Below are 25,869 nucleotides of genomic sequence, written 5' to 3' on the forward strand. Positions count from 1 at the left end.
TTATGCAATGATACGATAGATAATTTGTTGTATATTTACATTACTTAACTTGTACCATTAGCCTAAGCTATATGCACAACATTTAAGTAAGATCTACTTTATAAAAAGAATTTACGGCTTCCTTTAAATTGATTAAATGACGTGGAATCCTTGCACACTGACTATCTCAAAATGCTCCTACACTCTTTTTATTTAGATCTGCGGTAGCTTACTTTTGACATTTCTGCAAGCAATTTCGCAGTTGATCATTTAACCTCTAAAACCTTGCTACACTAGACTTTATCTTGCTTTCTCCCCACATAAACACCTCCAAAAATTGTGAAACTTTTGTGACCTGCAATTTATTTTAACATTAAACTGTTTAATATTAAATTAATTAATTTCACAGAATATTTATTTTTTAACTAAAAAACACTTGACAAAACCTTTTCTTGAATTTTTTAGGTTTTGTTTCCCGCTCTTTTTTTCAATTTTTAACTAGGTAGTTGTAACTAACATCAGAAAAATTCAAAAATAAGTCTTTACTACTTCCTACTAAAATTAATATAATCAATCTTAATCATTAGTTTAACGGGAAATCATTTCCTTTATTAGTGATTAATAACTATTTCAAAATAATAAAATTATAGGAGGTCTTTAGTGCAACATGATTGAGCAATTAAAGTTAATGGACTTGAAAAATAAAAATAAACTAATGCTTTTCACTTATTTAGCTTCTACGATTCTAGGGTTAGTAGGCTCAATATCTTTAAAACCTGATTTTTGGATTATTGTTTTTTATAGCGCGCAAATCATTTTTTACCCATTGATATACATAGTTAGTAACCGTTATAAGAAAGAAATTGTTTTCCCATATTTAATAGTTATCATTATGAATATCTTTAACATATGTTTAGTAATGATTTATGGTGGGGACCTATCCACTGCTCTTTCTATATTTTTCTTTGCAGTATTTTCTGCTGTTCAATTTAATAACAAAATCTTTAGTATTGGATATAGTTTAGGGTTAGTAACACTTATTTTAGTTTATCTTTTCCCTTCGCCTTCCTTTGAGTATTATTCTGGAAATATAAGCTCATTTGTTATCATTTATCTCTTCACTGGTTTCCTGTTAACAATATTAATTCGTATGAATCAAAACCAATTTAAAAAACTACAAGAGTACAGTGAAATTGCAGAAGCAGATGCTAAAACAAAAGAAGAGCATAAAATTCATTTGGAACATGAAATTGGCGTTATTGCTGAAAGTATTAGTAAAATTAACGATAAAGTTCAGTTAAATTTAAGATCGCAAGAGGAAATTCAAATAGCTATGAATGAAGTTTCAACAGGTAGTATGATACAAAGTGAACAAATTTCTAAAATAGCAGACAGTGCACAAAATAACTTAACGGCAATCCATTCAATGAATGAAATAACAGTCCGTTTAATAGATGACTCTGTTCAATCAAGCAACCTAGCAGATGAAGGCCAAAATAAAATCCATCATCTTACAACTGAAATGAATAGTCTTCAAAATGTTATTTCGAACTTAAGTGATAACTTCAAAACTTTAACTGGGAAAATAGAAGAAACAAATCAGTTTGCCAATGATATTCAACAAATAACTGAACAAACAAATTTATTAGCCTTGAATGCTTCTATCGAGGCAGCTCGTGCTGGGGATGCTGGAAAAGGATTCTCTGTTGTAGCCCAAGAAATAAGAAATTTAGCAGATTTAACGAATAATATTACTGTCAAAATCACAGAGAATTTAACTGATGTCAATACAACAAATAAATTAGCACAAATAAACATGAACAAGAGTAGTGATACATTACATCAAAGTGTAGAGTCTACAAAGCTAGTAAACACAAACTTTATTCAATTAAGCGAAATTTTACATTCATTAAAAACTAAATTTAATGAATTTGAGCATTTATCAAATGAGGTAGCTGTTAACAGTCAAAATGTTGATACGTCGACAAATGATTTTGCTGCGATTATCGAGGAAGCAACTGCAACATTACAACAAATGAATGCATCGATTGAAAACATCACAGCTGACAACCATAGCATTGCAAAATACATCAATGATACAGCTAAGAGCACCGAAAATATAAAAAATACTTATTAAGGTATTTTGAAAAAATAGAGAGTACGAAAACGTAAAAACGTTCCCGTACTCTCTTTTCTTTCCTAGCTGTTAATTCACTTCTATCGGGTGACATGAGCATAGTGCCAGGCACTCACACAATTTTATACAATTCAACGTAAAAGCCAACGGAGACTCCTGTTGGATCTACATATCGTAAAACGAATCAGACCGCAAAACAGCGACGGTTACCGCTTACGTCATACCCGCGAAAGCGCAGTAGATTTTTACGCTTTAAAAAGCCACCTCAATCTTTAGAGGGTTTGCATTAAAGAAATCGCTTAAGCCCTTCCCTACTTTCCTTGCAATTCAATTCTACGAAAAAAAGTATGCTAAGAATCAACTTAGCATACTTTTTCCACTTATAAAAAACTATAAATCTGCAACTTGTGCACTAACTGCTTTATTATTATACACTTCTGTATCTAATTCTTTCGTTACTCGAGCAGTTGTAACACCTGCCGTCATTGAACCACTTACATTTAGTGCAGTACGACCCATATCGATTAATGGCTCAACTGAAATTAAAATACCTGCAAGTGCAACCGGTAAGTGAAGCGCTGATAGCACAAGAATCGCTGCAAATGTCGCACCACCACCAACACCTGCTACACCGAACGAGCTAATCGCTACTACTGCAATAACAGTTATGATGAAAACAGGATCTAATGGATTAATGCCAACAGTTGGTGCAATCATTATTGCTAACATTGCTGGATAGACACCCGCACAGCCATTTTGACCAATTGATAAACCGAATGAGCCTGCGAAGTTCGCAATACCTTCTGGTACACCAAGTCTACCTGTTTGCGTTTTAATATTCATCGGTAAAGTTCCCGCACTTGAACGTGAAGTGAAGGCAAATAATAATGTTTCAAGCGATTTTTTTAAATACGTAAATGGATTTAAACCACTTAATGAAAGAATTAGTAAATGAACAAGGAACATAATAATTAATGCTACATAAGAAGCAATAACAAATTTACCTAAGTTGTAAATTGCCCCAAAATCAGATGTTGCCACTGTACGTGCCATAATTGCTAAAATACCATAAGGTGTTAAACGTAAAACAATTGTTACAACACCCATTATTAACGCGTGTATAGCATCTATACCTTTTTTAATGGTAGCTGCCATGTCTCCATCTTTACGTGCAACACGTAAATAGGCAAATCCTAAAAATGCTGCAAATATTACTACTGCAATTGTAGATGTTGAACGCGCACCCGTTAAATCAAGGAATGGATTCGCAGGGAATAATTCAATAATTTGTGTTGGTAAATCTGGTGCAGCCATTCCTGTTGTTTTTTCTTCTAGGTATGCTCCGCGCTCTGTTTCAGCATCACCTTGCATAATTTGAGTAGCATCTAAATCAAATATTGTTGCTGAAAGAATCCCGACTGCTGCAGATACAGCTGTAGTACCGATTAAAATTGCTAAAATTAATGCAGCCATTTTCCCAAAATTTTTGCCAATTGTCATTTTCGTAAAGGCAATCAAAATAGAAATAAACACTAATGGCATTGCCACCATTTGTAGTAGTTTTACATAACCAGTACCAATGATGTTGTACCATGGCGTTGTTTCGGCTAAAACTTCCGAATCAATACCATAAAATAATTGAAGTCCTAGACCAAGTGCAATACCTAAACCTAGACCAGCAAAAACACGATTTGAAAATTTCACGTGTTTTTTGTTCATAATAACTAAAATCCCAACGCACACAAGTAACAGCGCTACGTTAAGAATAACTTGTAAAGTTGACAATAGAAGGCCTCCTAAGATGTTTTATAATAATGTAAACCGAATTATATACCTATAATCCCTATTATTCAAGTATGTTTTATTAAGATTAATAATTTTATAAATGTAAGCGGTTTATTTATTTTGATTAAACGGCTGAAAAGGAATACAATCAAATTAGTTTATAAGTAAACTGATTTCAAGGAGGAGAATGTTTATGGGAAAATTACAAGATAAAGTGGCGATTATTACAGGTAGTGGAGCAGGAATAGGTAAAGAAATAGCACGTAAATATGCACAAGAAGGTGCAAAGGTTGTCATTGCTGACTTCAATGAGGACGCATTAAATGCAACCGTTGCTGAATTTAATCATGCTGGTTTTGAGGCATTTGGTGTCAAAGTAAATGTCGCTATAGAAGAGGATATCCAAAAAATGATTGCTAATACCGTAGCTCATTTTGGTCGTATAGATATTTTAGTCAATAACGCTGGAGTTGGTGACAATATGCAGGCAGCAGCAAATGTTGAGGATGCTGTATGGCAACGTGTCATGGATATTAATGTGAGCGGCGTAATGCGTGCAATTCGACATGTATTACCAACCTTTATTGAAAATGGCGGAGGAACGATTGTTAATATGGCTTCTATCGCTGGATTAACTGGCGGTCGCGGTGGACTAGCATATACAACTGCTAAACATGCAGTTGTTGGTATGACGAAAAATATTGCTTCTCACTACGGATCGCAAAACATCCGTTGCAACGCGATTGCACCAGCACATGTAGAAACAGGTTTTGCAGCAGCGATGACTAATGTAGACCCATTCGGTATGCAACAATCTGTGCGTGGCGTTCAACTTATGCCAAAAGCAGGTCAGGTTTCAGACATTGCAAATATTGCTCTATTTTTAGCTTCTGAAGATTCTGCTCTTATTAATGGTGTAGCCTTAGCTGCTGATGCTGGTTGGAGCGCTTATTAAGATTTCTATTAAAATAGTATCGCATAATAAAAACCTACTTCGTTAGTGAACGAGGTAGGTTTTTTTGTCATTAATTAAATAACAGCTTCCATATATTTTTTTACATTCTTTTTTTAAACGTGTTACTGCATCTGACAATTGATTAACTGAAGTAAATTGCTGATACTCATTTGTAATAACAGCAATGGACAATGATGTACATGTAAAACGCTCTAATTTCCCAACTCTATTTGGGACTTGTAATTGCACCAAATCTTCAAGCTCATAAAAATCAATTATTTGGGCATCAAACTCTTCAATAATTGTTTGGCAAATGCTTGCTACTTCATAATGCGGGAGAATAGCAACAAAATCATCGCCACCTATATGCCCTAAAAAATCTTCTATTCCTGTAATGTTTCTATTAAGGATATCTGTTAAATAGAGCAAAATCTTATCTCCTCTATTAAAACCATAGGTGTCATTATAGGTTTTAAAATGATCTAAATCAAAATAAATTAGGCTATATTTTTCAAGCTGTAGTGCCTTTTCTAGTTTTTCTTCAATTAACTTATTGCCAGGTAAGCTTGTCAGAGGATTTAAAAAGCTTGCAATCGCTACTTGTGTCTCTACAAGCTTTAACAGCAGTTCTCTAATACTAACTACACCCAAATATAAACCTTTTTTAATAACAATGACATCATCATATAGGTCCTCTGCTCGCCGGTCCATCGCATCCGTACTCACTTCAATAATAGGTGTACTATAATCTACAATTAGAGGATTTTCTTTCATAATAAGTTGATTTTGCCGCCCCATAAATAAGTTATAACCATAACGTGTACCAATTTTTTGATAGAAATGTGTGCGTGTAATATGTCCAATTGGTTTGCTATCTCTTACAACAACAACACTGCGCAATGATGGATTGCTCGTAAAAAGTAAATCTACTTCTTTGTTTTTTACAAATTCATCAATACTAAGAACGTTTTCTATGACTTCCCCTATCTGCATAGTCATCCACCCTTATTTCCCCAAAATGTATGTCTTTTGATGGCTTCCCTATTGCATATCCCTGTGCATAATGGATGCCAATGTCTTGTAAATAATCGAGCTCCTCTTGCCGTTCAATACCTTCTGCAATAATTTTCGTTTCTGCTTGCTCAGCGTACGTCATAAGTAATGTAACAAGCTGCTGCTGCTCACTGTTTTTATCGATAAATTGAATTAATGAGCGATCCAACTTAATAAATTCGGGCTTTAAATAAATAAGTGTTTTTAAGCTATTGTAGCCAGATCCCATATCATCCACCGCAATACGATAGCCCTGTGAACGATAATGTGATAATACTCGTTCAAACTCCACGAAATCTAACACAGCACTGCGCTCTGTTAATTCAAACACTACTTGCTGCGGCTTAATGCCTAGCTCTTTTAACAATTGTAATGTCTCACCACTATTATATTTCTTATCTAGTAATACGTTCGGATGGATATTGAGAAAGAGCATAAAATCTTTATTCAGCATTTCTCCATGAAGACGCTCTTTGAAACGTTGCAATGAAAGGTTTCGACAAAAGCATTCAAATAAAAATACGCAGTCTGTTTGCCCTACAAATTCATAAAATTGGTCGACACTACTAAATAAGTCGGAAGGCGTCGGTCGATTCAGCGCCTCAAATCCCATTGTTTCTTTCGTTTGTAAGTTCATAATTGGTTGAAAAAAAGTATGTAAATCTTTAGTCTCAATAATTTTTTTCAATGTCTTGTAACGTTTTATATATAAAGTATTGTTTTGATGCTGTTCATATAAATGATTTAAATATAAAAAGAAACTGTTTGTTTTTACGTTTTGTCTCACAGCAGACTCCATTTCACACCTCTTAAATTGGTTATTAGTTCTATTGTAAGCTTTCATTGTAAATGTGCTGTGAAGTAGTTGTAAAAAGAACAAAGTTGATTTTCAGACATCGTAGAAATGGACAGGCAAATTGTTTGAGTGACTGGCACCTTGACAAATATTTTTGTTAAATTATGATTATAGTAGAGAAATTTTTCTTTCTTTTCTGAAAATTATAGTTTGCTAGTAGATTTTTTTTTAGGTCTTTATAGGACAACCTATTGAGATAAATTATTTTTCAAGGGAGGATCATGTTAATGAGCTTGTCTATTCAACAACTATTGGAGAACAAAGGAATTACAGCAAAATCTGAACACCTTGAACTACTAAAAACGCGGTGGGAAAGTATGCAATCACTTCGTAGCAATTTAGAAGGCATTGCAATTGATGATGCAGATATTGCTATTCGCAATATACCTGGAGGTGACCATATTGAAAACTGATTTACATTTAAAATCTGTAGAAGAACTGGCGCCATTAATCGAAAACAAAACACTTTCTCCTGTCGAATTGACGAAAGAAATTTTAAATTTTGCTGAAGAAAGCCAGCCAAAAATTAATTCTTACATGGCCTTTTACCACGAAGAGGCTATAGAGAATGCTAAATTGGCAGAGCAAGAAATTATAAATGGAAATTACCGAGGAATGTACCATGGAATTCCGATGGCACTAAAAGATAATTTATACTTTAAAGATAAAATAACGACGATGTCTTCAAAAATTCATAAAGATTTCGTCTCAAATTATGATGCGACCGTTGTTGAAAAGCTTCGGGATGCAGGTGTTATTTTCACAGGGAAATTAAGTATGCACGAATACGCATGGGGCATTACAAATAATAATCCTCATTATGGACCTGTACGTAACCCATGGGATCTTGATAAAATTCCTGGCGGCTCAAGTGGTGGTTCAGGAGCAGCAGTAGCGGCAGGTGCAAGTGTAGCCTCATTGGGAACAGATACAGCAGGTTCTATCCGCATCCCTTCTTCAGCGTGTGGTATCGTTGGCTTAAAACCTACTCATGGTCGTGTAAGTAAATTTGGTTGTTACCCGCTTGCTTGGAGTTTAGATCATATTGGACCTATGACAAAAACGGTAAAAGACGCCGCAGCTATGCTCGAGATTATTTCAGGCTTCGATCATCGAGACCCTACATGTGTAGATGTACCTGTAGATAATTATTTAAATCAGCTTTCTGGAAATGTGAAAGATTTAGTCATTGGTGTTAATGAGGATTATTTCTTTAACCGCGTTGACTCAGACGTTGAACGTGCGGTTCGCGCAAGCATTCAAAATCTAGTAGACCAAGGAGCAAAGGTGGAAGTTGTCAAAATCCCATCCTTGCAATATGCAGAATGGGCAGAGATCGTTACTTCCCTATCTGAGGCGTCTGCTATCCATCACTCAGATTTACAAAAGAGACCACAAGATTTCGGTGATGATATTCGTCTGTTATTTGAGCTAGGTGAATTACCTTCAGCTGTTGATTATTTACAAGCTCAACAAGTACGTAGACAAATTAAACAAGAGTTTACGCAAATATTCAATCAAGTGGATGTCTTAATTTCACCGACATTACCAATTGTTGCGAATACAATTGGCGATGACTTTGCAGAGCTAAACGGCGAAAAGGTCGACTTAATCGACAATATTATTCGCTTCACTGGGCCAAGTAACTTAACTGGATTACCAGCACTTTCTGTTCCATGTGGATTTAAAGGGAATTTGCCAATCGGCTTACAAATTATTGGACCAGCATTTAACGAAGGTCGTATCCTAAATGTAGGCTATGCAATTGAGCAAACAAATCCATTAAAAAATCGAAAGCCTAACCTTTTTGCTAACATTTAAAAAATATGTAGCCGTCCATTCGTGGGCGGTTATTTTTATTCATTGCAAATAAAAGCCAACAACTATATTCATTTATCCTAAAATGATGGTACGATACTTAATAATAAATTACTGGAAAGGTTGCTAGATTCCCTAATGAACGTAAAAAACTTTTTGCAATTACCTATTACAAAGGATTTTACAGTAGTTGCAGGTAGCAACGGTTTACATAAACCTGTCCAAAATGTTGAAATTCTAGATTTTGAATTTTCACCTGATATTGAAACTGTTCGAGAAACGATATTTACACCAAATAGTGTAATACTCAGCAGTTTATTATTTGCAAAACAACAACCCGATTATTTATTAAATGCTGTGAAAAGCCTTATTCAGTTAGAAGCTAGTGCATTAGCTTATAAGCCCGTTATTTATAATGATTTACCAGAGGAGGTACTCGCTTTAGCAAACGCACATCATTTCCCGATATTGCGCTTTGGTGGAGACGAATTTTTCGAAAAAATCATTTTAGAAACAATGGCATACGCAAAAACACAAGACTATGCATTCTTTTTAGAAACAATTATGAAACGCCTTATTAATGAAGAAGTTACTGATGAACAAATTACATCTTTTTTACAACAATTGAACAAGCCGTTTGAAAAATATATGTTCGTAGCGAATCTTCAGATGAAGTCATTAACAAATGCCGAATGGATGCAACCATTTTTACAATTAGAGCTACTATTAAAATCAGGCGTAATTTGTAAATATAAAAATAGCCTCTTCATTTTGGTGACAAATCAATCACAACATTTTCAATTCGAGAAATTTCTTAATGAATGGCTCACAATGTATGATTTATCAACAGACGAGCTGATTGTTGGTTATAGCGGAGTACATATCACACAAGCTGAGCTTCACCTTGCTGTGCGAGAAGCTTTCTTCGCCCGCATAATGGCTGAAATGGATATGACCCCTACTTGTCACTACAATCATCTTGGTTCAGATATTTTACTTATTGAATTACATCGGAAAGACCCACATTTCGTTATGAACTATGTAAATGACTATCTAGGGCCATTACTAGATGAAAAAGCAGATGTAGATTTAATTAACACTGCAATCACTTATATCTTGAAAAAGGGTAATATTAAAGAAGTAGCAGTAGCACACTTTTGCCATCCAAATACTATACGATATCGCATGACAAAAATACGCCAATCAGTAGCACCGTTGGATAATGATTATGTATTTTATGAACGCTTATCTGCAGCCGTTAAATTGTACTTATTACATAGCAAAATAGCAGATTAAATAGAGCTTTGGAATAAGTACAAAAAAACGCCTGGAATTTTAGAATCAAAGTCAAATTATTTTCTTTCTTCTCATGCTATTCTTATTGGAGTAAGGAGGAAGAAAGATGAAACAATACATAGCTGATGGCATGCTACTGACAACCGCTATCGTTTGGGGCAGTGGATTTGTTATAACGGCCATTGCACTAGAATATTTAACTGCTTATCAAGTAATGGCAGGTAGGTTTTTATTAGCTTCGATTATACTAACTGTAATATTTGGATACAAATTAAAAAAAGCAACAAAATCAGTTGTTTGGAAAGGTATTTTACTAGGAACGATATTGTATATTGCCTTCGCACTCCAAACGGTTGGTTTACAATATACTACTCCTTCTAAAAATGCATTTTTAACCGCTGTCAATGTGATTGTCGTTCCGCTCATTGCCTATGCCGTTTATAAACGCCGTATTGATGGATACGAAATCATGGGCTCCATCATAGCTATTGTCGGAATCGGCTGTTTATCATTACAAGGTTCCTTAACGATGAATATAGGCGATGCACTTTCTTTAGCTTGTGCTGTGGCCTTTGCTTTTGATATCTTTTGTACAAACCTTTTTGTTCAAAAAGAAGATGCAATAGCGCTAACAATTATTCAATTTATTACGGCCTCCGCTATCGGTATTTTGGTCGTTGTCAGTCAAGGTGATATTCCCGCTTCTCTTGAAAAAGAAGCTATTTATTCACTCATTTATTTAGGTATTTTTTCAACTACTATTGCTTACCTTTTTCAAAACGTGGCAAATCAATATACGTCTGCTACAAAGGCAGCCATTATCCTGTCAACAGAATCCTTTTTCGGAATGGCGTTATCGGTCATATTTTTACATGAAGTACTAACAAGCCGAATGGTTATAGGAGCAGTGTTAATTTTACTAGCTATTTTAATTGCTGAAGTGAAGCCCGCCTATCCAAAGAAACGGATAATGAATAACTGACAATAATGCTCCCCTACAAATAGTTTCAGTTTAGGCTGAAGCTATTTTTTATTTTGCATGACTGGTTATCATACTTGTAGTAATTCCGACTACTAATACGGTAATAATCGAAAGGATTAATGTATTTGAAGACAAAAGCAGCCCACCTAAAACAATAACAATTGAATCAATAAAAAAAATAAGAACCCCTACATTTATGCCTGTTTTATCACATAAAAACTGTGCAACAAGATCTGTCCCACCAGTGCTTGTCTGAAATCGAAGCATTAAACCAATGCCAAAGCCAACTAAAATCCCTCCTAATATCGCGCTATAAATGGCATCAATTTGAACCAAATTTCTTAAAGGCTTCAACAGGTCAATGATAAAAGACGAGCCAATTAACCCATGCACACTATTGTAAAAATAGGTTCTGTATTTAAACCAAGCAATGATGAATATCGGAATGCTTAAAATAATAATCATTAGCCCGATTTTCAATTTATACAAATAGTACAAAATGAGCGCTACTCCTACAACGCCTCCATCTAGTATTTGATAGGGTGTTAAGAATAGATTAATGCCTAAGGATATACAGATACTACCTATTATGATGACCAAGCCCTTCTTCAGAAAAAACATATAACCCCCCTCCGAAACTAAGCATGTACTTATAGTATGAAAGAAATGAATTGAACATGTTTTGGACTTTACTATATGTGAAAATAAAAGTATTTTCACTAAACACCCCGTTTACATTTCTTTGCATTTACACATATACTAAAATATCTTATTTGAAATAAATGAAGTGTATACATATAAATGTAGGGAGGATAAAAAATGAAAAAAGAAAATGTAATATCTTCCTATATTATAGAAGAGAAAGTGTTTCGGGGTTATGATTACCGGATAATGTGACTACCAAGCAAATCGTTCATATGTTAAACGAGCAATAAATCTATGTGGATGATGCCTCTAGAATATTTTTGCCACAATATAAAGAGGAAAATATTCTGCAATTATGTATTTCTCAAGTGAATGAAAGCTAAATCAAATTCGGTATTGAACGATTGGCTAACTGTATTACTTTAATTAACAATAGTAAGCATCACCAAGAACAAAAAACCTTTTTACATCAAAAACATCCCTAAAAAACTAACCTCCCTTTTTAAAAAAGACAGGGAGGTTAAAATCTTAACTTTAATTTGTATATGCTCTTACCAACAAAATCATAACTATTATAATAACAATCGAACCAATATTAATTAAACAACCGCTGCTAGGTGCACCTGTATGAGCTTGAGCAGCTGCACTGTTCAAAGCACCACCAGGATTTTTTTGCTGTTCTTTTACTTTTAAATTTTCTCGTTCTTTTTCTGACATGGAAGCCCCCCATTTTTCGAATTAGAACCGTTTCTTACTTCTTCATACTATCACTTCAAATAACCCATCGCTTATTAAATCAACGTATTCATCCATTCAACTATTTTGCTGTCCAATTAAGTTTTCATTGTAATAACATTAAAAGAATCTACTATCATATATACAAAAGAAAAAATGCTTAGTATTCGCAATTTTTAATATAAAAAATAAACTATTGAAATATATATGTAATGATTATATACTACTATCGATAGTGATAATCATTATCAATTATTTTATTACTAGGAGTGTAATTCTAATATGAATTCAAAGCGTTTCTATTCATTATTTACAATGTTATTAATAGCTGTTTTTTCTTTTGCTTTAGCGGGATGCGCTGATAAAGAATCTGGCACTGAGTCTACAGATTCAAAAGGTTCAACGGAAAAGTCTGATTCAGAGGCTTCTGACACACAGTATCCAATCGTAATTAAGCATGCATTTGGAGAAACTGTGATCGAAAAGAAACCAGAGCGTGTTGCGACTATTGCATGGGCAAACCATGATGTTGCATTAGCGCTTGATGTTGTTCCAGTGGGCTTCTCAGCTGCAAACTATGGCGTACAAGATGATAGCGGCATGCTACCATGGACAGCTGAAAAGTTAAAAGATTTAGGAGAAACAAATCCAAATATATACCAAGATACTGATGGTTTAGATTTTGAGGCAATTTCTGACTCAAACCCGGATGTAATCTTAGCTGCTTATTCAGGAATTACACAAGAAGACTACGATACATTAAGTCAAATTGCGCCAGTTGTGGCATACCCAGAAATTCCATGGGTGATTTCATGGCGTGACCAAATCCTATACAATGCAAAAGGTATGGGTATGGAGAAAGAAGGTAAGCAATTAATTGCTGATACTGAAAAGCTAATTGCTACAAAGGCAAGTGAAAAACCAGAATTAAAAGGTAAAAAAGCTGCCTTTGCTATGTTTAATGCAACAGATTTATCTAAGTTTTATATTTATACACCAGAAGATCCTCGTGGGGAGTTTTTAGAGGAATTGGGTATGGCGTATCCACAAAGTATTAAAGATCAAATTACAGATAAATCTAGCTTCTATATCGAATTAAGTGCTGAAAATGCAGATGCTTTAAAGGATGCTGAAATTTTTATCACTTATGGTGACGATAAAACATTAGCTGCATTACAAGCTGATCCAATTTTAGGAAAAGTGCCAGCAATCCAAAATGGCTCAGTAGTAGTGATAACTGATAATACGCCATTAGCTGCAGCAGGTAACCCAAACCCTCTATCAATTCAATATACAATTGACGAGTACTTAACATTAATCTCTGATGTTGCGAAAAAGCTGAAATAATATGATGAATACATCCGTTTCAGAAAATAAGCATGTATTGATGCCACGTAACTTTGGCAAGCTTATCATTTTGCTTGCAATATTACTTTGCCTTAGTGTAATCGCATCGCTTGTATTTGGTTCTCGGATGATTACTTGGACTCAACTTCTGGATGGTTTATTCCATTCAGAAGTTGCTTCTCATGAAGCAAATGTTGTTCGGCAAAGAATTGTTCGAACTATTTTTTGTTTTTTGTGTGGTGCTGCTTTAGGTGTTTCAGGTGCCTTAATGCAGTCTGTAACGCGTAATCCTATTGCGGATCCAAGTATATTAGGAGTGAATACAGGGGCATCTTTATTTGTTGTTTGTGGGATTGCCTTTTTTAATATTAGTTCTGCAAATCAATATATTTGGCTGGCAATAGTGGGTGCAATGATTACCGCTATTTTTGTGTTTACTGTTGGTTCAATTGGTAGTGGAGGGGCAACACCGATAAAGCTCGTCTTAGCAGGAGCTGCTACGAGTGCTATATTATCATCACTAGTAGTGGCCGTTATGATTCCACGTACAAATGTTATGGATCAATTTAGATTTTGGCAAGTTGGCAGTGTAGGTTCAGGTAGCTGGGATAATATCACACTATTTATTCCGTTTTTACTAATTGGTCTTTGTATAGCTATCTTCTCTGCACCTGCATTAAATGCGCTAGCACTAGGAGATGAAGTGGCGACTGGCTTAGGTGTAAAAACTGGGACAATCCGACTTCTCGCTTCATTTGGTGGCGTTTTATTATGCGGTGTGGCAACGGCATTAGCTGGGCCAATCGGGTTTATCGGATTGTTGGCGACTCATTTAATTCGATTAATTATCGGTCCAGATGTGCGTTATGTTATTCCGCTTTCTGCATTAGCTGGGGCTATTATTTTAACGATTGCTGATGTGTGCGGAAGACTATTAGGGAGTCCAAGTGAGCTTGAGGTAGGTATTGTTACGGCCTTCATTGGAGCTCCTCTATTAATTTTTATTACAATGAAAGCGAAAATGCGTGCATTATGATGAATGAAACAATGAATTCTATTTATAGCTCAAGAATGAAACGAAAACGTCGTTTCCTACTCATGACGTGCTTGCTAACAGTTATTTCTATTGTACTTATGAGTTTGATGCTCATGCTTGGCAATACAATTTATCCAGTAAAGGATGTTGTAGGCGTATTATTAGGTGAGGATGTCAAAGGTGCGTCCTTTGCTGTAGGTACAATCAGATTACCACGGATGATAGTTGGACTATTTTCAGGCTTTGCATTCGGTGTTGGTGGCTATGTTTTCCAAACGATGCTACGAAATCCATTGGCTAATCCTAACGTAATTGGGATTACTGCTGGATCTAGCGCTGCTGCTGTCTTTTGTATTATTGTCCTGCATGCGAGTAATGCATTCGTATCGATTGCATCTGTAATTGGCGGACTTTTAACTGCTATCGTTATTTTTTTATTGTCGAAAAGTAGCTCGTTCTCAATCGGTCGATTAATTTTAATCGGTATCGGTATTCAAGCGATGTTAAATGCTTTTATTTCCTACTTAATGGTCATTGGTAATACGCATGACCTCCCTTCAGCTATGCGTTGGTTAAGTGGCAGTTTGAATGGAGCAAAAATGGAGAACCTTTATCCATTAATCATAACAGTGTGTATTTGTACACCAATTGTTATTTATTTTGCTAGTAGATTAGAAATATTAGAGCTCGGTGAGCAAGCAGCGACATCACTTGGGGTTGATACGAACAAAACGAGATTGGTGCTCTTGCTTAGCTCGGTTTTAATGATTGCCTTGGCTACAGCAGCTGCTGGTCCGATTGCATTTGTTGCATTTTTAGCAGGTCCAATTGCTAAAAAAATTGTGGGCGTAGGCTTTTCAAATATCGTTCCTGCTGGCTTGGTTGGGGTTATTTTAGTATTAGCTGCAGATTTAATAGGTCAGTTCGCATTTGAGACCAGATATCCTGTTGGCGTAATTACAGGGATTATCGGTGCACCGTATTTAATTTATTTATTAATTCGTATCAATCGAAAAGGAGATTTATAATATGAAGCCAACACATACATTTCGAGCGGAACAAATTACTGCCGGTTACGAAAATAAAACGATTTTACAAGATGTGAGTGTAACGATTCCTAGCAATAAAATTAGTATTATTATTGGTGCGAACGGCTGCGGTAAATCTACACTTTTGAAAACGATGGCGCGATTAATTAAGCCGACTTCCGGACAAGTAACGTTAGATGGGCAACCAATTCAAAAAATGCCTCCGAAGCAACTTGCTAAAGTGCTAGGCTTATTACCACAATCCCCTATCGTTCCAGAGGGAATTACGGTTGCGGATTTAGTTGGTAGAGGTAGATTTCCTCATCATAGCTTTTTAAAAGGTTGGTCAAAAAAGGATTATGAGGCTGTAGCAGAAGCGATGGAAATGATGAACATTACGGAATTTGCTGATCGTCATATTGATGAACTATCAGGTGGTCAAAGACAGCGTGTATGGATTGCAATGGCATTAGCGCAGCAGACTGATATTTTATTTTTGGATGAGCCTACAACGTATTTAGACATTACGTACCAAGTAGAAATTTTAGATTTACTGACAGATTTAAATCGTAAGTATGGTACGACAATTGTCATGGTGTTACATGATATTAACTTATCAGCACGTTATGCAGACTATATTTTCGCCCTACATGAGGGGCAGCTAGTAGCAGAAGGTACACCATCTGACATTATTACAAATGGTTTAATTAAAGATATATTCGCACTTGAATGTATGGTTATCGAAGATCCAGTTTCAAATTCACCATCCGTCGTGCCAATTGGACGACACCACAACCAGGTTGATAAGATAGCACTTAAAACAATGTCAAGCTAGCTTCAGCAACTATAATGAGCTGAATCTGTGATTTGAGCGGCTATATACGCCATCAATTCTTCAAGACAAGGGAAATTGAACGGGAATTAAACTCCTGTTCAATTTCCCTTGTCTTGTCTCTATAGGCGTAAAAGGAAATTCATGCTAAAAGTACATAAAAAGCTTTTCTTCAACGATCATTAAATATGGTATTATAGGTTATAATTGGAATTATAAATAATTATTAACTTTTATTTTTCAGAGGAGGATAATGTTGAAATTTAAAATAGGGAACTTATTTATTCTATGTCTATTACTATTGATACTTACTTCCTGCATACAAACTGAAAAAGATAGGAACATTCCCGAGAAAGAGCAAAAAATAGATTACAAAGAGATGGTGTTTGCATTTGAACACCCGCAGACCAAACAAAAGTACAAAATCATTCATGTTAATCAACTGTTTTCTCCGTATATTGAAAAGGTCAAAGATAATCCGAATCTTTCAACCTCAGAAACCTTGGAACTATATAATAAAGAAATCATTCAACCCATCTACAAGGATTGCTTTGAAAATGGAGAATACTTTCATATGGCAGAAACCATTCTTAATACGGCTCCTACTGGATTAACAGATTTACAAGTGATAAGTGATAAAATGGACACTCGTAAAATCGAAATCAATCAAATCATTCAAGAATCTCTATTAAAATCCGCAGACCTCCTACCGTCTCAAAGTGATGTAGCAGTTTGCGTCTTCCCTTACTCTAAAAATTATATGGACCCGTTCACAGTTGGCGCAGGGAAAATTATTCTCCCCTATCCAAATGAAATGGATGATAGTATAAGGTTAACCGTTGCCCATGAATACCATCACAGCGTTTGGGCAGAAAAATATTTTAGGAAGGATGACTGGGCTTCTATTTTGGATAATGTAGTCTTTGAAGGAAAAGCTGAAATGTTTAAAAGATCCGTTTACCCAGACTACGGTTATACATCAACGACTTTAACTTACGACAAGAAATTATGGTCTAAAGTTGAACCTGATTTAAATAAATACGATTTTAATCGCACATTAGAAATTTTATATGGCGGAAAAGGGTTACCGTATGCTTACGGTTACAGTGAAGGCTACAAGATGGTTAAATCCTACCTTGACTTGAATCCCGATAAAACCCCAGAAAATTGGACAGCATTAAGCGCACAAGAAATTTTTGAAAAAGGGAAATACCTGGAACACTACAAATAACTTCGATTATACTGGGCCCCATTTTGAAGAGTAAACAATGAAGTGCATTGAATTCAACAAATAAATTATGTAAACAGCAAGCAAAAACGCTCAGATTGTAACACTGAGCGTTTCTAGTTTTAACCTTCACATTCAGGTTAATGTCCACAAGAACTTGGTTGCATTATGCCTTTAATATACATAGTTTTTACTGAGTTTCCCTCACCCTAATAGCTGATTTATTGTACAGCCCATACTCATTTAGCATAAAAAAAGCCACCTCCTCAATCTAAGTTAATAGATAAAGAAGATGACAATATTTAGCCCATCAATTTTCAATGAACGTTTATTTAATTTTACCCATGCATCGGGTCATTTTTATGCTTGGGCCCAATCATGTTGAATAAAATATTTAAGATAATCGCTGTAACCGAACCACAGACGATACCGTTAGACGTTAAGATTGCTACACCTGGAGGTAATGACGCGAAAATATCTGGAACAACCGATACACCGACACCAAGACCGACAGCAATCGCTGCAATCATCGCGTTTTCCGCTGATTCATTCATAACAGGTACAAGCATACCCATACCTTGTGTAATGACCATACCGAACATTGCTAACATTGCCGCACCAAGTACTGGTGTTGGAATGATTGTTGTTAGTGCTGCGATTTTTGGTAAGAAGCCAAGTGCTACAAGGAAGGCACCTGTTAGGTAAATGACTTTGCGATCTTTTACACCAGACATACGCGTAAGTCCCACGTTTTGAGAGAATGTTGTATATGGGAAGGCATTGAAAATACCGCCGATAACAGAAGCAAGCCCTTCTGAACGATAACCACGTGCTAAATCTTTTGAATCTAGTTTTTTATTGCAAATATCGCTAAGTGCAAAATAAACACCTGAAGATTCTACTAAAGAAACCATCGCTACAAGCGTCATTGTCAGAATCGCTGTTGCATCAAATGTTGGCATTCCAAAATAAAATGGTTGCACCATGTGGAATACACCAGCATCTGAAACGGGCGTGAAATCCACCTTGCCCATAAATCCGCCTAATACCGTCCCTGCAACTAATCCAATTAAAATTGAAATTGCACGAGCAAAGCCTGTTGTAAAGCGATAAACGACTAAAATAATGACTAATGTAATAAATGCTAAAGCAACATTTGAACCCGATGCGAAATCTGCTGCACCTTGTCCACCCGCCATATTGTTTAACGCAACTGGTAATAAAGAAATACCAATAATTGATACGACTGAACCTGTTACAACTGGTGGGAAAAATTTCACAAGCTTACCGAAGAAGCCTGCGATGACCATTACAATTAAACCTGATGCAATGATAGAACCATAAATATCTGTAATGCCTTGTTCAGGGTTTGTCCCAATTGCAATAATTGGACTAACCGCTGTAAACGTACAGCCTAGAACTACTGGTAAACCAATACCGATAAATTTGCCTGAATACACTTGAAGTAATGTTGCGATACCACACATCATTATGTCAATTGCTACTAAATAAGTCATTTGCTTTGAATCAAAACCTAAAGCCCCACCGATAATAAGCGGTACTAAAATAGCACCTGCATACATCGCAAGTAAATGTTGAATAGCTAGCGTTGTTGACTTAAAGGCATTCATTATGCACGATCCTCCGTGGCAAACGTTACTTTACCATCTTCTAAAGAATCCACAATTGCTAATGATTCTACACGAACACCTTGCTCACGTAATAATTTACCGCCGTCTTGGAAGCCTTTTTCAATGACAATGCCGACACCAACGACAGTTGCACCTGCTTGAGCTGCAATATCAAGTAAGCCTTTTACCGCTTCACCATTTGCTAAGAAATCGTCGACAATTAAAATATTGTCATCTTTATTTAAGAAATTACATGATACTGAAATTTCATTTGTTTCGTTTTTTGTGAAAGAATGTACCTTTGAAGAATAAAGATTGTCTGATAATGTTAAAGATTTACGTTTACGTGCAAATACTACTGGTGCACCGATTTCAAGCCCTAGCATTACAGAAGGTGCAATTCCTGAAGACTCGATTGTTAATACTTTTGTAATGATGTCATCAGAGAAGCGATTTGCAAACTCATGCCCAATCTCTTTCATAAGTAGTGGATCAATTTGGTGGTTTAAAAAAGAGTCAACTTTTAATACAGACGAAGATAAAACTTTACCTTCCTGCTTAATTTTGTCGTGTAATAACTTCATTGCTGTTTTCCTTCTTTCTTATAAAATAATAAAAAAAGCGCTAAATACTTTGATTCCATTCATCTACGAGTGGAGCAAGGCATTCAGCGCATAAACGTCGAAATAAATAGAAAACATCATCTCTAGTATGAATTTTCTAAAACAATGCTACCCATAGTCGATTCATTTACGGTAAATCGGTAGAAACTTACGAGCCATATTCTCGCTATTATATGAGTGAAATAGTATTAAGCTGTATGAACTTCCTTATTATAAATATCCATTTTTATAATTTCAATATGAATATGCATAATAAGCTGATACTTTACTTCATTCGGCAGAGGCTTATATCTACAACCGAACAAAGTTTAAATTTTCGGAATTTAATGGTATTTACGCATTTTTTTGGCGTAAACGTTCGTGTTTTCAATCAATGCTCTGATTATATCAGACTATTTTCGACCTTGCTAGTCATTATTTCGATAAATGGAAAGGTACAGTCATAATGACGACATTTTTGTGAAATAACAGCGATGTTCGAATTAATAGACTAGATTGATTGTGTAGCATATGCTGCCAACCTTTCTTCGGTAAAAACTGCGGAATAACGACTGTTACTTGGTAGTCCGATTTTGCATATTGGTGTTCCACTTTATCAATAAACTTTTTCAAAGGCTGTGTAATGCTACGATATGGCGAATAATAAGTGACAAGTCGCACATCTGGTTGCCACGCTTTCCACTTTTCTTCAAAGGCTTTTGCATCCGCCTGATCGAATGCTACATAAAAGGCTATTATTTTATCAACATTTAAAGATTGCGCATAGTGCAGTGAATTTTCCACCACTTTCGTAATACCCGCTACCGGCACGACAAAGACATTCCCCTCTACTTTCGGTAATGCTTCTCCATTTAGTCGTAGTTGTTCCCCGACTGCATTGTAGTGATGCTTAATGCGATGAAACATCCAAATAATAAGCGGTAAAAAGATGAATACCGGCCATACTTGGGGTAGTTTTGTGACAAAAAACATCATCGCCACTACAAAAGAAATGACTGCCCCTATTGTGTTGATAACAAATTTCATAACCCAGCCATTAGGCTTTTCACGCCACCATTTACGCATCATCCCAGACTGCGCTAATGTAAATGGAATAAATACACCTACCGCATAGAGTGGAATTAAATGCTCTGTTGTGCCATCAAACAAAATAATAAGCACAATAGCTGCTAGCCCGAGCATCATGATCCCATTTGAATAGCCAAGTCGATCGCCACGGATTTGAAATATTCTTGGAATAAAGCCGTCTTTCGATAAGTTGACTGCCAGTAAAGGAAATGCTGAATAGCCTGTATTCGCAGCAAGCACTAAAATCATTGCTGTTGTTCCTTGCACAATATAATAAAATACATTGCGTCCCACACTCGCTTCGGCAATTTGCGAAACAACCGTTGCTTGTGCATTTGGAGCGACTCCGTAGAAATAAGCTAAGCTTACAATGCCAATAAATAATACTGCTAAAATACTACCCATCGCTAATAGCGTTTTTGCTGCATTAACGGGTGCAGGACTTTTGAAATTCGGAATTGCATTAGATATTGCCTCTACACCAGTTAATGCCGAGCTTCCTGAGGCAAATGCCTTTAATAATAAAAACAAACTAATGCCCGCAACTGGCGTTCCAATTTTAGGATGTAAATCAGCCGGCACTTGCCCTGTTGCTACATTATAGATTCCTATGCCAATGAGCAATAACATCACAACGACGAATAAATAAACAGGGTACGCTAAAATAGACGCTGATTCCGTAACCCCACGTAAATTTAAAATCGTTAAGCAAATAACAAAAAACACAGCAATCGGAACGTTATAAGCATGCAAACTTGGGAATGCTGAAGTAATAGCATCTGTCCCTGCTGATACACTTACAGCGACAGTTAAAATATAATCAACGAGTAATGACCCACCCGCTACAAGACCTGCATTCACACCTAAATTTTCGCGGGACACGACATATGCCCCACCACCATGTGGATATGCGAAAATAACTTGTCGATACGATAAAGTGAGTGCCACAAGTAGCACCACTACCCCTGCCGCAATCGGTAACGAATACCAAAAGGCAACCGTACTGACAGTCATGAGCACAATTAAAATTTGCTCTGGACCGTATGCAACTGATGACAATGCATCAGAAGATAATATGGCCAGCGCCTTTGTTTTACTAAGCTTTTGTTCCCCTAATGCATCGGATTTCAATGGTTTACCGATAACATAACGTTTGAATGAGGACTTCATCCTTAACACCTTCTAGATTCATAGAGTGTGTTTCGCATTTCTAAATCGATTACACCTTTCGCATAATCGGTCTCTTTATATCTACTGGGGCTTTTTCGTACGGAATGCCATCAAAAAAAACGCCTACAAGTCATCACTAAATACGACTTGTAGACGCTCTAACGTCTGACAAGCTCCAACTTTTCTGCTCTTAACGCTTACGAGGTTAGCTGTCGGATTCGGGCCTGAGTAGCCCTACTCTTTAAAAAGAGATTCACCCCAAGAATTGTTTAAACAATCCACTAAAATTGGGTCCCCCGCGTTTAATTGCTTCAGCGATTTAGAAATTTGAAACTTTTATAATGATGTCATATTACGCCTGTAAATTAAAAAAGTAAAGAAGATATTGCCCGGTTTTCGTAAATTTTTTCTTATTCTCAGAGACAAGCTTTTATCAGCTGTTTATCGGCGATTCGGCGTGGTTTATCGGCGATTCTTACCGGTTTACTGGCGATTTGGCTGGCTTTACTGGCGATTTTCACTGGTTCACGGGCGATTCAGCTCATTTTATCAGCGATTTTCAAAATTTATAAAAAATTTATGAGCAAACTTCTTCACATTTTTTAATTCTAGCTATAGAATAGTAGTATTATTATTTTCCCATAGGAAACTTTATTTCATTTACGATACTTTTTGAAACGAGGGAACAAGATGGCCTATAAACAAATTACAAAACCGGCAGCCCAAGCTGTTTTAGATGGAGACATAAAAGGCTGGCGACGAATTTTACCCTTTCTAGGTCCGGCATTTATTGCAGCTGTTGCCTATATAGATCCCGGCAACTTTGCTACAAATATTACCGCTGGCTCGCAGTATGGTTATTTACTACTTTGGGTGATTGCCTTTTCAAATTTAATGGCTGTACTGATTCAATCTTTATCAGCAAAACTCGGTATTGCTACCGGAAAAAACTTGCCAGAAGTAGCAAGGGAGAATTTTTCTGAAAAAACTTCTATATTTTTATGGATACAGGCTGAACTTGTAATCATTGCAACCGACCTCGCTGAATTTATCGGTGCTGCCCTCGGTCTATATTTATTATTTGATATTCCGATGCTACCTGCCGCACTTATTACTGCAATTGGTTCTTTTGCAATTTTAGAGCTACAGCGTAGAGGCTTTAGAGCTTTTGAAGCGGGCATTTCGGGTATGGTGCTAATTGTTGTGCTAGCATTTGCGTTCCAAACATTTTTAGCCCAACCGGATTGGGGCGAAGTGACATTAGGAATGCTGACACCACAATTTGATGGTGTCGATTCACTCTTACTTGCAACAGGTATATTAGGAGCTACTGTGATGCCACACGCAATCTATTTACATTCTTCCTTAACACAAAATCGTGTGGTTGGTCGTAATGACAACGAAAAACGACGTATTTTCCGATTTGAGTTTATCGATATTGTAATTGCAATGATTATTGCTGGTGCGATTAACATGAGTATGCTAATCATTGCAGCAGCAGTGTTCCATACGCAAGGCTTAGTAGTCGAAGATTTAGATATCGCCTATAACGGTTTACGAGAAGCTCTTGGACCTATGGCGGCTGTGTCTTTTGGACTTGGATTACTCATTGCCGGGCTTGCAAGCTCTTCTGTTGGGACATTAGCAGGCGACGTTGTTATGCAAGGCTTCATCCAACGAAAAATCCCTCTATATTTACGTAGAGCGATTACAATGATTCCACCTTTAGCTATTATTGCAGCAGGTGTCAATGCAACCTATGCACTTGTGTTAAGTCAAGTAATTTTATCATTCGGTATTGCATTTGCGCTTATCCCACTTGTGATGTTTACAAGTAAAAAGGACATAATGGGTAGCCTGGTCAATCACCGTATCACAACAATTCTTGGTTGGCTTGTCGTTGTAATAGTAGTTGCGTTAAATATCTACTTATTATGGGAAACGCTTTTAGCTTAAATAATGATACTAGGATAAATGAGAAAAAGTGTTAGATTGATTGCGATCAATCTAACACTTTTTTATGCCGTTGCTCTCTGCTAAATTTTCACTATTGCCACATAAAAGCATTTCCTGCGCGGACTGCTGTTGAGAGGGACAGCATGCCTATTGTATTTTAAGAAAGTGCCTTTAACCCTACGACTCCGATGATGATACAGCATACACTTGCTAAGCGGCCTTTACTTTTTGACTCACCAAAAAACATCATATTGATTAAGACTGCCCCTGCCGTACCAATACCTATCCATACTGCATAAGCCGTACTCGTTTGTAAAAATTCAAATGATTTATATAAAAAGCTAAGTGACGCAGCAAATCCCCCTACATAGAGCAGCATGCTGATAAATCCCTTTTTCGTGCTATATTTTTTCAGACCAATGACAGATACAAGTTCACTCGCTGCAGCTAAAAAAACAAAAAGCCATCCCATACTATATCACCTCTTTTGTACGTTTATTCTCTTCAACGGTATCAGAGACTTTTAAGCCAATAACTCCTACAATCAATATAAAAATAAAGAGAAGCTTACCAATACTGACTACTTGATTAAAAATTAAAATATCCATTAAGGTCGTCCCCATTGTGCCAATTGCTGCAAATATTGCGTACACTGTTCCAGTTGGTAATTTCTCACATGCCTTTGATAAAAAGTGCAAATCAAGCCCTATAAATATAACGATCAATAGCCATTCCCACCAATGAGAAGCTACATTGAAACCATAAATCCATATTAATTCAAAAAAACTAGTTAACCCAACATACAACCAAGCTTTTCCCATAAAAAACCCTCCGTTAATAATGACTGAACTTCATTCATTTTTACTGCATAAAAGAACCTACAAGAAAATTTAGTAAAAATCCGCTTTTAAATTCGGATTTTGAACACATATTTTTCTTGTTTATAGCAACGTATTACTATAAACAAGACCGTTTATGGATTTCCAACTATATATCAAAAATTCACTGTAACATATTTTATCTCTGTACGCTTATTTTGTAACAGCCTTGTTTAAGACTAACGCATTAAAAATAAATTCTAATAAATCTTTTTTATCCTCATTGATAAGCTCTTCATCTTTGGAATCAAATAAGTATGCACGTTCAGCAGCAGACTCGATTAATCCAAACACCATCTTTGACGTTGCGTAAGAATCAACTGCTATTAAAATTTCACCCTTTGACTTTGCGCTGTCCAGCTCATTTCTTAGCCAATTATAGTAAGGTGTATACGCATTTACCCAGTCTTTCAAATAATCAGAGGCCGACAATCCAGCATAAATAATTGCTACAAGTTCCTTATGCTCTCTCGTCATCATAAATATTGTATCTACTAATTGATTAAATTTTTCAATTAGTGGCGCTTGATCATCCACGTTTTTTTGTATTGCTTCAAACATATTGTCGACCATTACTTTTGCAATAGCGGGCATAAGTGACATTTTTGAAGGGAAGTACAAATAAAAAGTTCCTTGTGCAATACCAGCCCTTTTTACAATATCAGCTATTTTTATTTTGTCGATACCTTGTTCTTTAAACAATTGAATAGCAGAGGTTACGATACGTTTTTCCTTATCCATTATGCGCCCCCTAAAAAATCATGAATTTTTAAAAATTGTAATCCAAACAAAAATAGATTTCAACCTCTTTCTTTTATCCAAAAATTATTA

General features: G+C 36.0%; 23 protein-coding genes and 2 riboswitches. Of the genes, 12 read left to right on the top strand and 11 right to left on the bottom strand.

The features are described from left to right. Window positions 1–646: 646 nt before the first annotated feature. Window positions 647–2,116, top strand: coding sequence for a methyl-accepting chemotaxis protein (locus ACIQXW_RS14270; RefSeq protein WP_340821292.1), 1,470 nt, complete (start codon window positions 647–649; stop codon window positions 2,114–2,116). A gap of 390 nt (window positions 2,117–2,506) precedes the next feature. Here ACIQXW_RS14270 and ACIQXW_RS14275 read toward each other — a convergent pair whose 3' ends face one another. Continuing rightward, window positions 2,507–3,901, bottom strand: a complete 1,395-nt coding sequence (locus ACIQXW_RS14275; RefSeq protein ID WP_340821293.1) for an L-cystine transporter — start codon at window positions 3,899–3,901, stop codon at window positions 2,507–2,509. 193 nt (window positions 3,902–4,094) lie between these two features. Between ACIQXW_RS14275 and ACIQXW_RS14280 the strand changes: the two genes are divergently transcribed. Then, window positions 4,095–4,856: a glucose 1-dehydrogenase gene (locus ACIQXW_RS14280; RefSeq protein ID WP_340821294.1), complete on the top strand. Its 762-nt coding sequence runs from the start codon at window positions 4,095–4,097 to the stop codon at window positions 4,854–4,856. A 42-nt stretch (window positions 4,857–4,898) separates the two neighbouring features. Here ACIQXW_RS14280 and ACIQXW_RS14285 read toward each other — a convergent pair whose 3' ends face one another. Continuing rightward, window positions 4,899–5,849 (bottom strand): GGDEF domain-containing protein, encoded by a 951-nt coding sequence (locus tag ACIQXW_RS14285; RefSeq protein WP_340821295.1) that lies wholly within the window; start codon window positions 5,847–5,849, stop codon window positions 4,899–4,901. Next, complete coding sequence (locus tag ACIQXW_RS14290) at window positions 5,815–6,708, bottom strand: EAL domain-containing protein (RefSeq protein ID WP_402763156.1); 894 nt, start codon at window positions 6,706–6,708, stop codon at window positions 5,815–5,817. Before ACIQXW_RS14290 ends, ACIQXW_RS14285 begins: the two co-directional genes overlap by 35 nt. Before the next feature lie 284 nt (window positions 6,709–6,992). Here ACIQXW_RS14290 and ACIQXW_RS14295 point away from each other — a divergent pair, with 284 nt between their 5' ends. The 4 genes from ACIQXW_RS14295 (at window position 6,993) to ACIQXW_RS14310 (ending at window position 10,861) form a co-directional block, all read left to right on the top strand. After that, window positions 6,993–7,178, top strand: coding sequence for a hypothetical protein (locus ACIQXW_RS14295; RefSeq protein WP_139860532.1), 186 nt, complete (start codon window positions 6,993–6,995; stop codon window positions 7,176–7,178). Then, on the top strand, window positions 7,168–8,586 hold the full coding sequence (locus tag ACIQXW_RS14300; RefSeq protein WP_402763159.1) for an amidase: 1,419 nt from the start codon (window positions 7,168–7,170) through the stop codon (window positions 8,584–8,586). The genes ACIQXW_RS14295 and ACIQXW_RS14300 overlap by 11 nt, the downstream gene beginning before the upstream one ends. 135 nt (window positions 8,587–8,721) lie before the next feature. Beyond that, window positions 8,722–9,879 carry a PucR family transcriptional regulator gene (locus ACIQXW_RS14305; protein WP_402763162.1) on the top strand — a complete coding sequence of 386 codons (1,158 nt, stop codon included), beginning with the start codon at window positions 8,722–8,724 and terminating at the stop codon, window positions 9,877–9,879. Between the two features lie 106 nt (window positions 9,880–9,985). After that, complete coding sequence (locus ACIQXW_RS14310) at window positions 9,986–10,861, top strand: DMT family transporter (RefSeq protein WP_402763165.1); 876 nt, start codon at window positions 9,986–9,988, stop codon at window positions 10,859–10,861. Window positions 10,862–10,909: 48 nt separating this feature from the next. Here the strand turns inward: ACIQXW_RS14310 and ACIQXW_RS14315 are convergent, their stop codons facing one another. Then, the gene (locus tag ACIQXW_RS14315) at window positions 10,910–11,482 is read right to left on the bottom strand and encodes a YitT family protein (protein WP_340821300.1); all 573 of its coding nucleotides are present in this window, start codon (window positions 11,480–11,482) and stop codon (window positions 10,910–10,912) included. 558 nt (window positions 11,483–12,040) lie between these two features. Then, window positions 12,041–12,223 carry a DUF6366 family protein gene (locus ACIQXW_RS14320; protein ID WP_402763169.1) on the bottom strand — a complete coding sequence of 61 codons (183 nt, stop codon included), beginning with the start codon at window positions 12,221–12,223 and terminating at the stop codon, window positions 12,041–12,043. A 300-nt stretch (window positions 12,224–12,523) separates the two neighbouring features. Between ACIQXW_RS14320 and ACIQXW_RS14325 the strand changes: the two genes are divergently transcribed. The 5 genes from ACIQXW_RS14325 to ACIQXW_RS14345 all read left to right on the top strand — a co-directional run bounded on the left by ACIQXW_RS14325 (window position 12,524) and on the right by ACIQXW_RS14345 (window position 17,715). Next, the gene (locus ACIQXW_RS14325; protein WP_402763172.1) at window positions 12,524–13,588 is read left to right on the top strand and encodes an iron-siderophore ABC transporter substrate-binding protein; all 1,065 of its coding nucleotides are present in this window, start codon (window positions 12,524–12,526) and stop codon (window positions 13,586–13,588) included. Window position 13,589: 1 nt separating this feature from the next. After that, window positions 13,590–14,624 carry a FecCD family ABC transporter permease gene (locus ACIQXW_RS14330; protein WP_402763175.1) on the top strand — a complete coding sequence of 345 codons (1,035 nt, stop codon included), beginning with the start codon at window positions 13,590–13,592 and terminating at the stop codon, window positions 14,622–14,624. Then, window positions 14,621–15,652 (top strand): FecCD family ABC transporter permease, encoded by a 1,032-nt coding sequence (locus tag ACIQXW_RS14335; RefSeq protein WP_340821304.1) that lies wholly within the window; start codon window positions 14,621–14,623, stop codon window positions 15,650–15,652. Before ACIQXW_RS14330 ends, ACIQXW_RS14335 begins: the two co-directional genes overlap by 4 nt. A 1-nt stretch (window position 15,653) precedes the next feature. Further along, window positions 15,654–16,487, top strand: a complete 834-nt coding sequence (locus tag ACIQXW_RS14340) for an ABC transporter ATP-binding protein (RefSeq protein WP_340821305.1) — start codon at window positions 15,654–15,656, stop codon at window positions 16,485–16,487. 250 nt (window positions 16,488–16,737) lie between these two features. Continuing rightward, entirely contained in the window at window positions 16,738–17,715 is a 978-nt protein-coding gene (locus ACIQXW_RS14345) for a DUF2268 domain-containing putative Zn-dependent protease (protein WP_402763179.1), read from the top strand. Window positions 17,716–18,050: 335 nt separating this feature from the next. Here ACIQXW_RS14345 and ACIQXW_RS14350 read toward each other — a convergent pair whose 3' ends face one another. The 3 genes from ACIQXW_RS14350 to ACIQXW_RS14360 form a co-directional block, all read right to left on the bottom strand. Next, a complete protein-coding gene (locus ACIQXW_RS14350) occupies window positions 18,051–19,343 on the bottom strand; it encodes a nucleobase:cation symporter-2 family protein (RefSeq protein ID WP_173478826.1) in 1,293 nt (430 codons plus the stop codon). Further along, window positions 19,343–19,927: a xanthine phosphoribosyltransferase gene (locus tag ACIQXW_RS14355; protein WP_340821307.1), complete on the bottom strand. Its 585-nt coding sequence runs from the start codon at window positions 19,925–19,927 to the stop codon at window positions 19,343–19,345. The genes ACIQXW_RS14350 and ACIQXW_RS14355 overlap by 1 nt, the downstream gene beginning before the upstream one ends. Window positions 19,928–20,061: 134 nt before the next feature. After that, a riboswitch (purine riboswitch) is annotated at window positions 20,062–20,163 on the bottom strand. A 217-nt stretch (window positions 20,164–20,380) separates the two neighbouring features. Beyond that, window positions 20,381–22,204 (bottom strand): APC family permease, encoded by a 1,824-nt coding sequence (locus ACIQXW_RS14360; protein ID WP_401019610.1) that lies wholly within the window; start codon window positions 22,202–22,204, stop codon window positions 20,381–20,383. A gap of 180 nt (window positions 22,205–22,384) precedes the next feature. Then, window positions 22,385–22,531, bottom strand: a riboswitch (cyclic di-AMP (ydaO/yuaA leader). 363 nt (window positions 22,532–22,894) lie between these two features. On the opposite strand from ACIQXW_RS14360, the gene ACIQXW_RS14365 reads away from it, so the two are divergent. Continuing rightward, window positions 22,895–24,160, top strand: coding sequence for an Nramp family divalent metal transporter (locus ACIQXW_RS14365; protein ID WP_402763183.1), 1,266 nt, complete (start codon window positions 22,895–22,897; stop codon window positions 24,158–24,160). A 157-nt stretch (window positions 24,161–24,317) separates the two neighbouring features. Here ACIQXW_RS14365 and ACIQXW_RS14370 read toward each other — a convergent pair whose 3' ends face one another. From ACIQXW_RS14370 to ACIQXW_RS14380, 3 genes are all read right to left on the bottom strand, one after another. Beyond that, window positions 24,318–24,632 carry a DMT family transporter gene (locus ACIQXW_RS14370; protein ID WP_340821310.1) on the bottom strand — a complete coding sequence of 105 codons (315 nt, stop codon included), beginning with the start codon at window positions 24,630–24,632 and terminating at the stop codon, window positions 24,318–24,320. A 1-nt stretch (window position 24,633) separates the two neighbouring features. Then, a complete protein-coding gene (locus ACIQXW_RS14375; protein WP_340821311.1) occupies window positions 24,634–24,981 on the bottom strand; it encodes a DMT family transporter in 348 nt (115 codons plus the stop codon). 210 nt (window positions 24,982–25,191) lie between these two features. Then, entirely contained in the window at window positions 25,192–25,779 is a 588-nt protein-coding gene (locus ACIQXW_RS14380; protein ID WP_340821312.1) for a TetR/AcrR family transcriptional regulator, read from the bottom strand. Window positions 25,780–25,869 lie beyond the last annotated feature (90 nt).

Origin of the sequence: Lysinibacillus sp. NPDC097162, from assembly GCF_044762185.1 — a bacterium.
Lineage (GTDB): Bacteria > Bacillota > Bacilli > Bacillales_A > Planococcaceae > Lysinibacillus.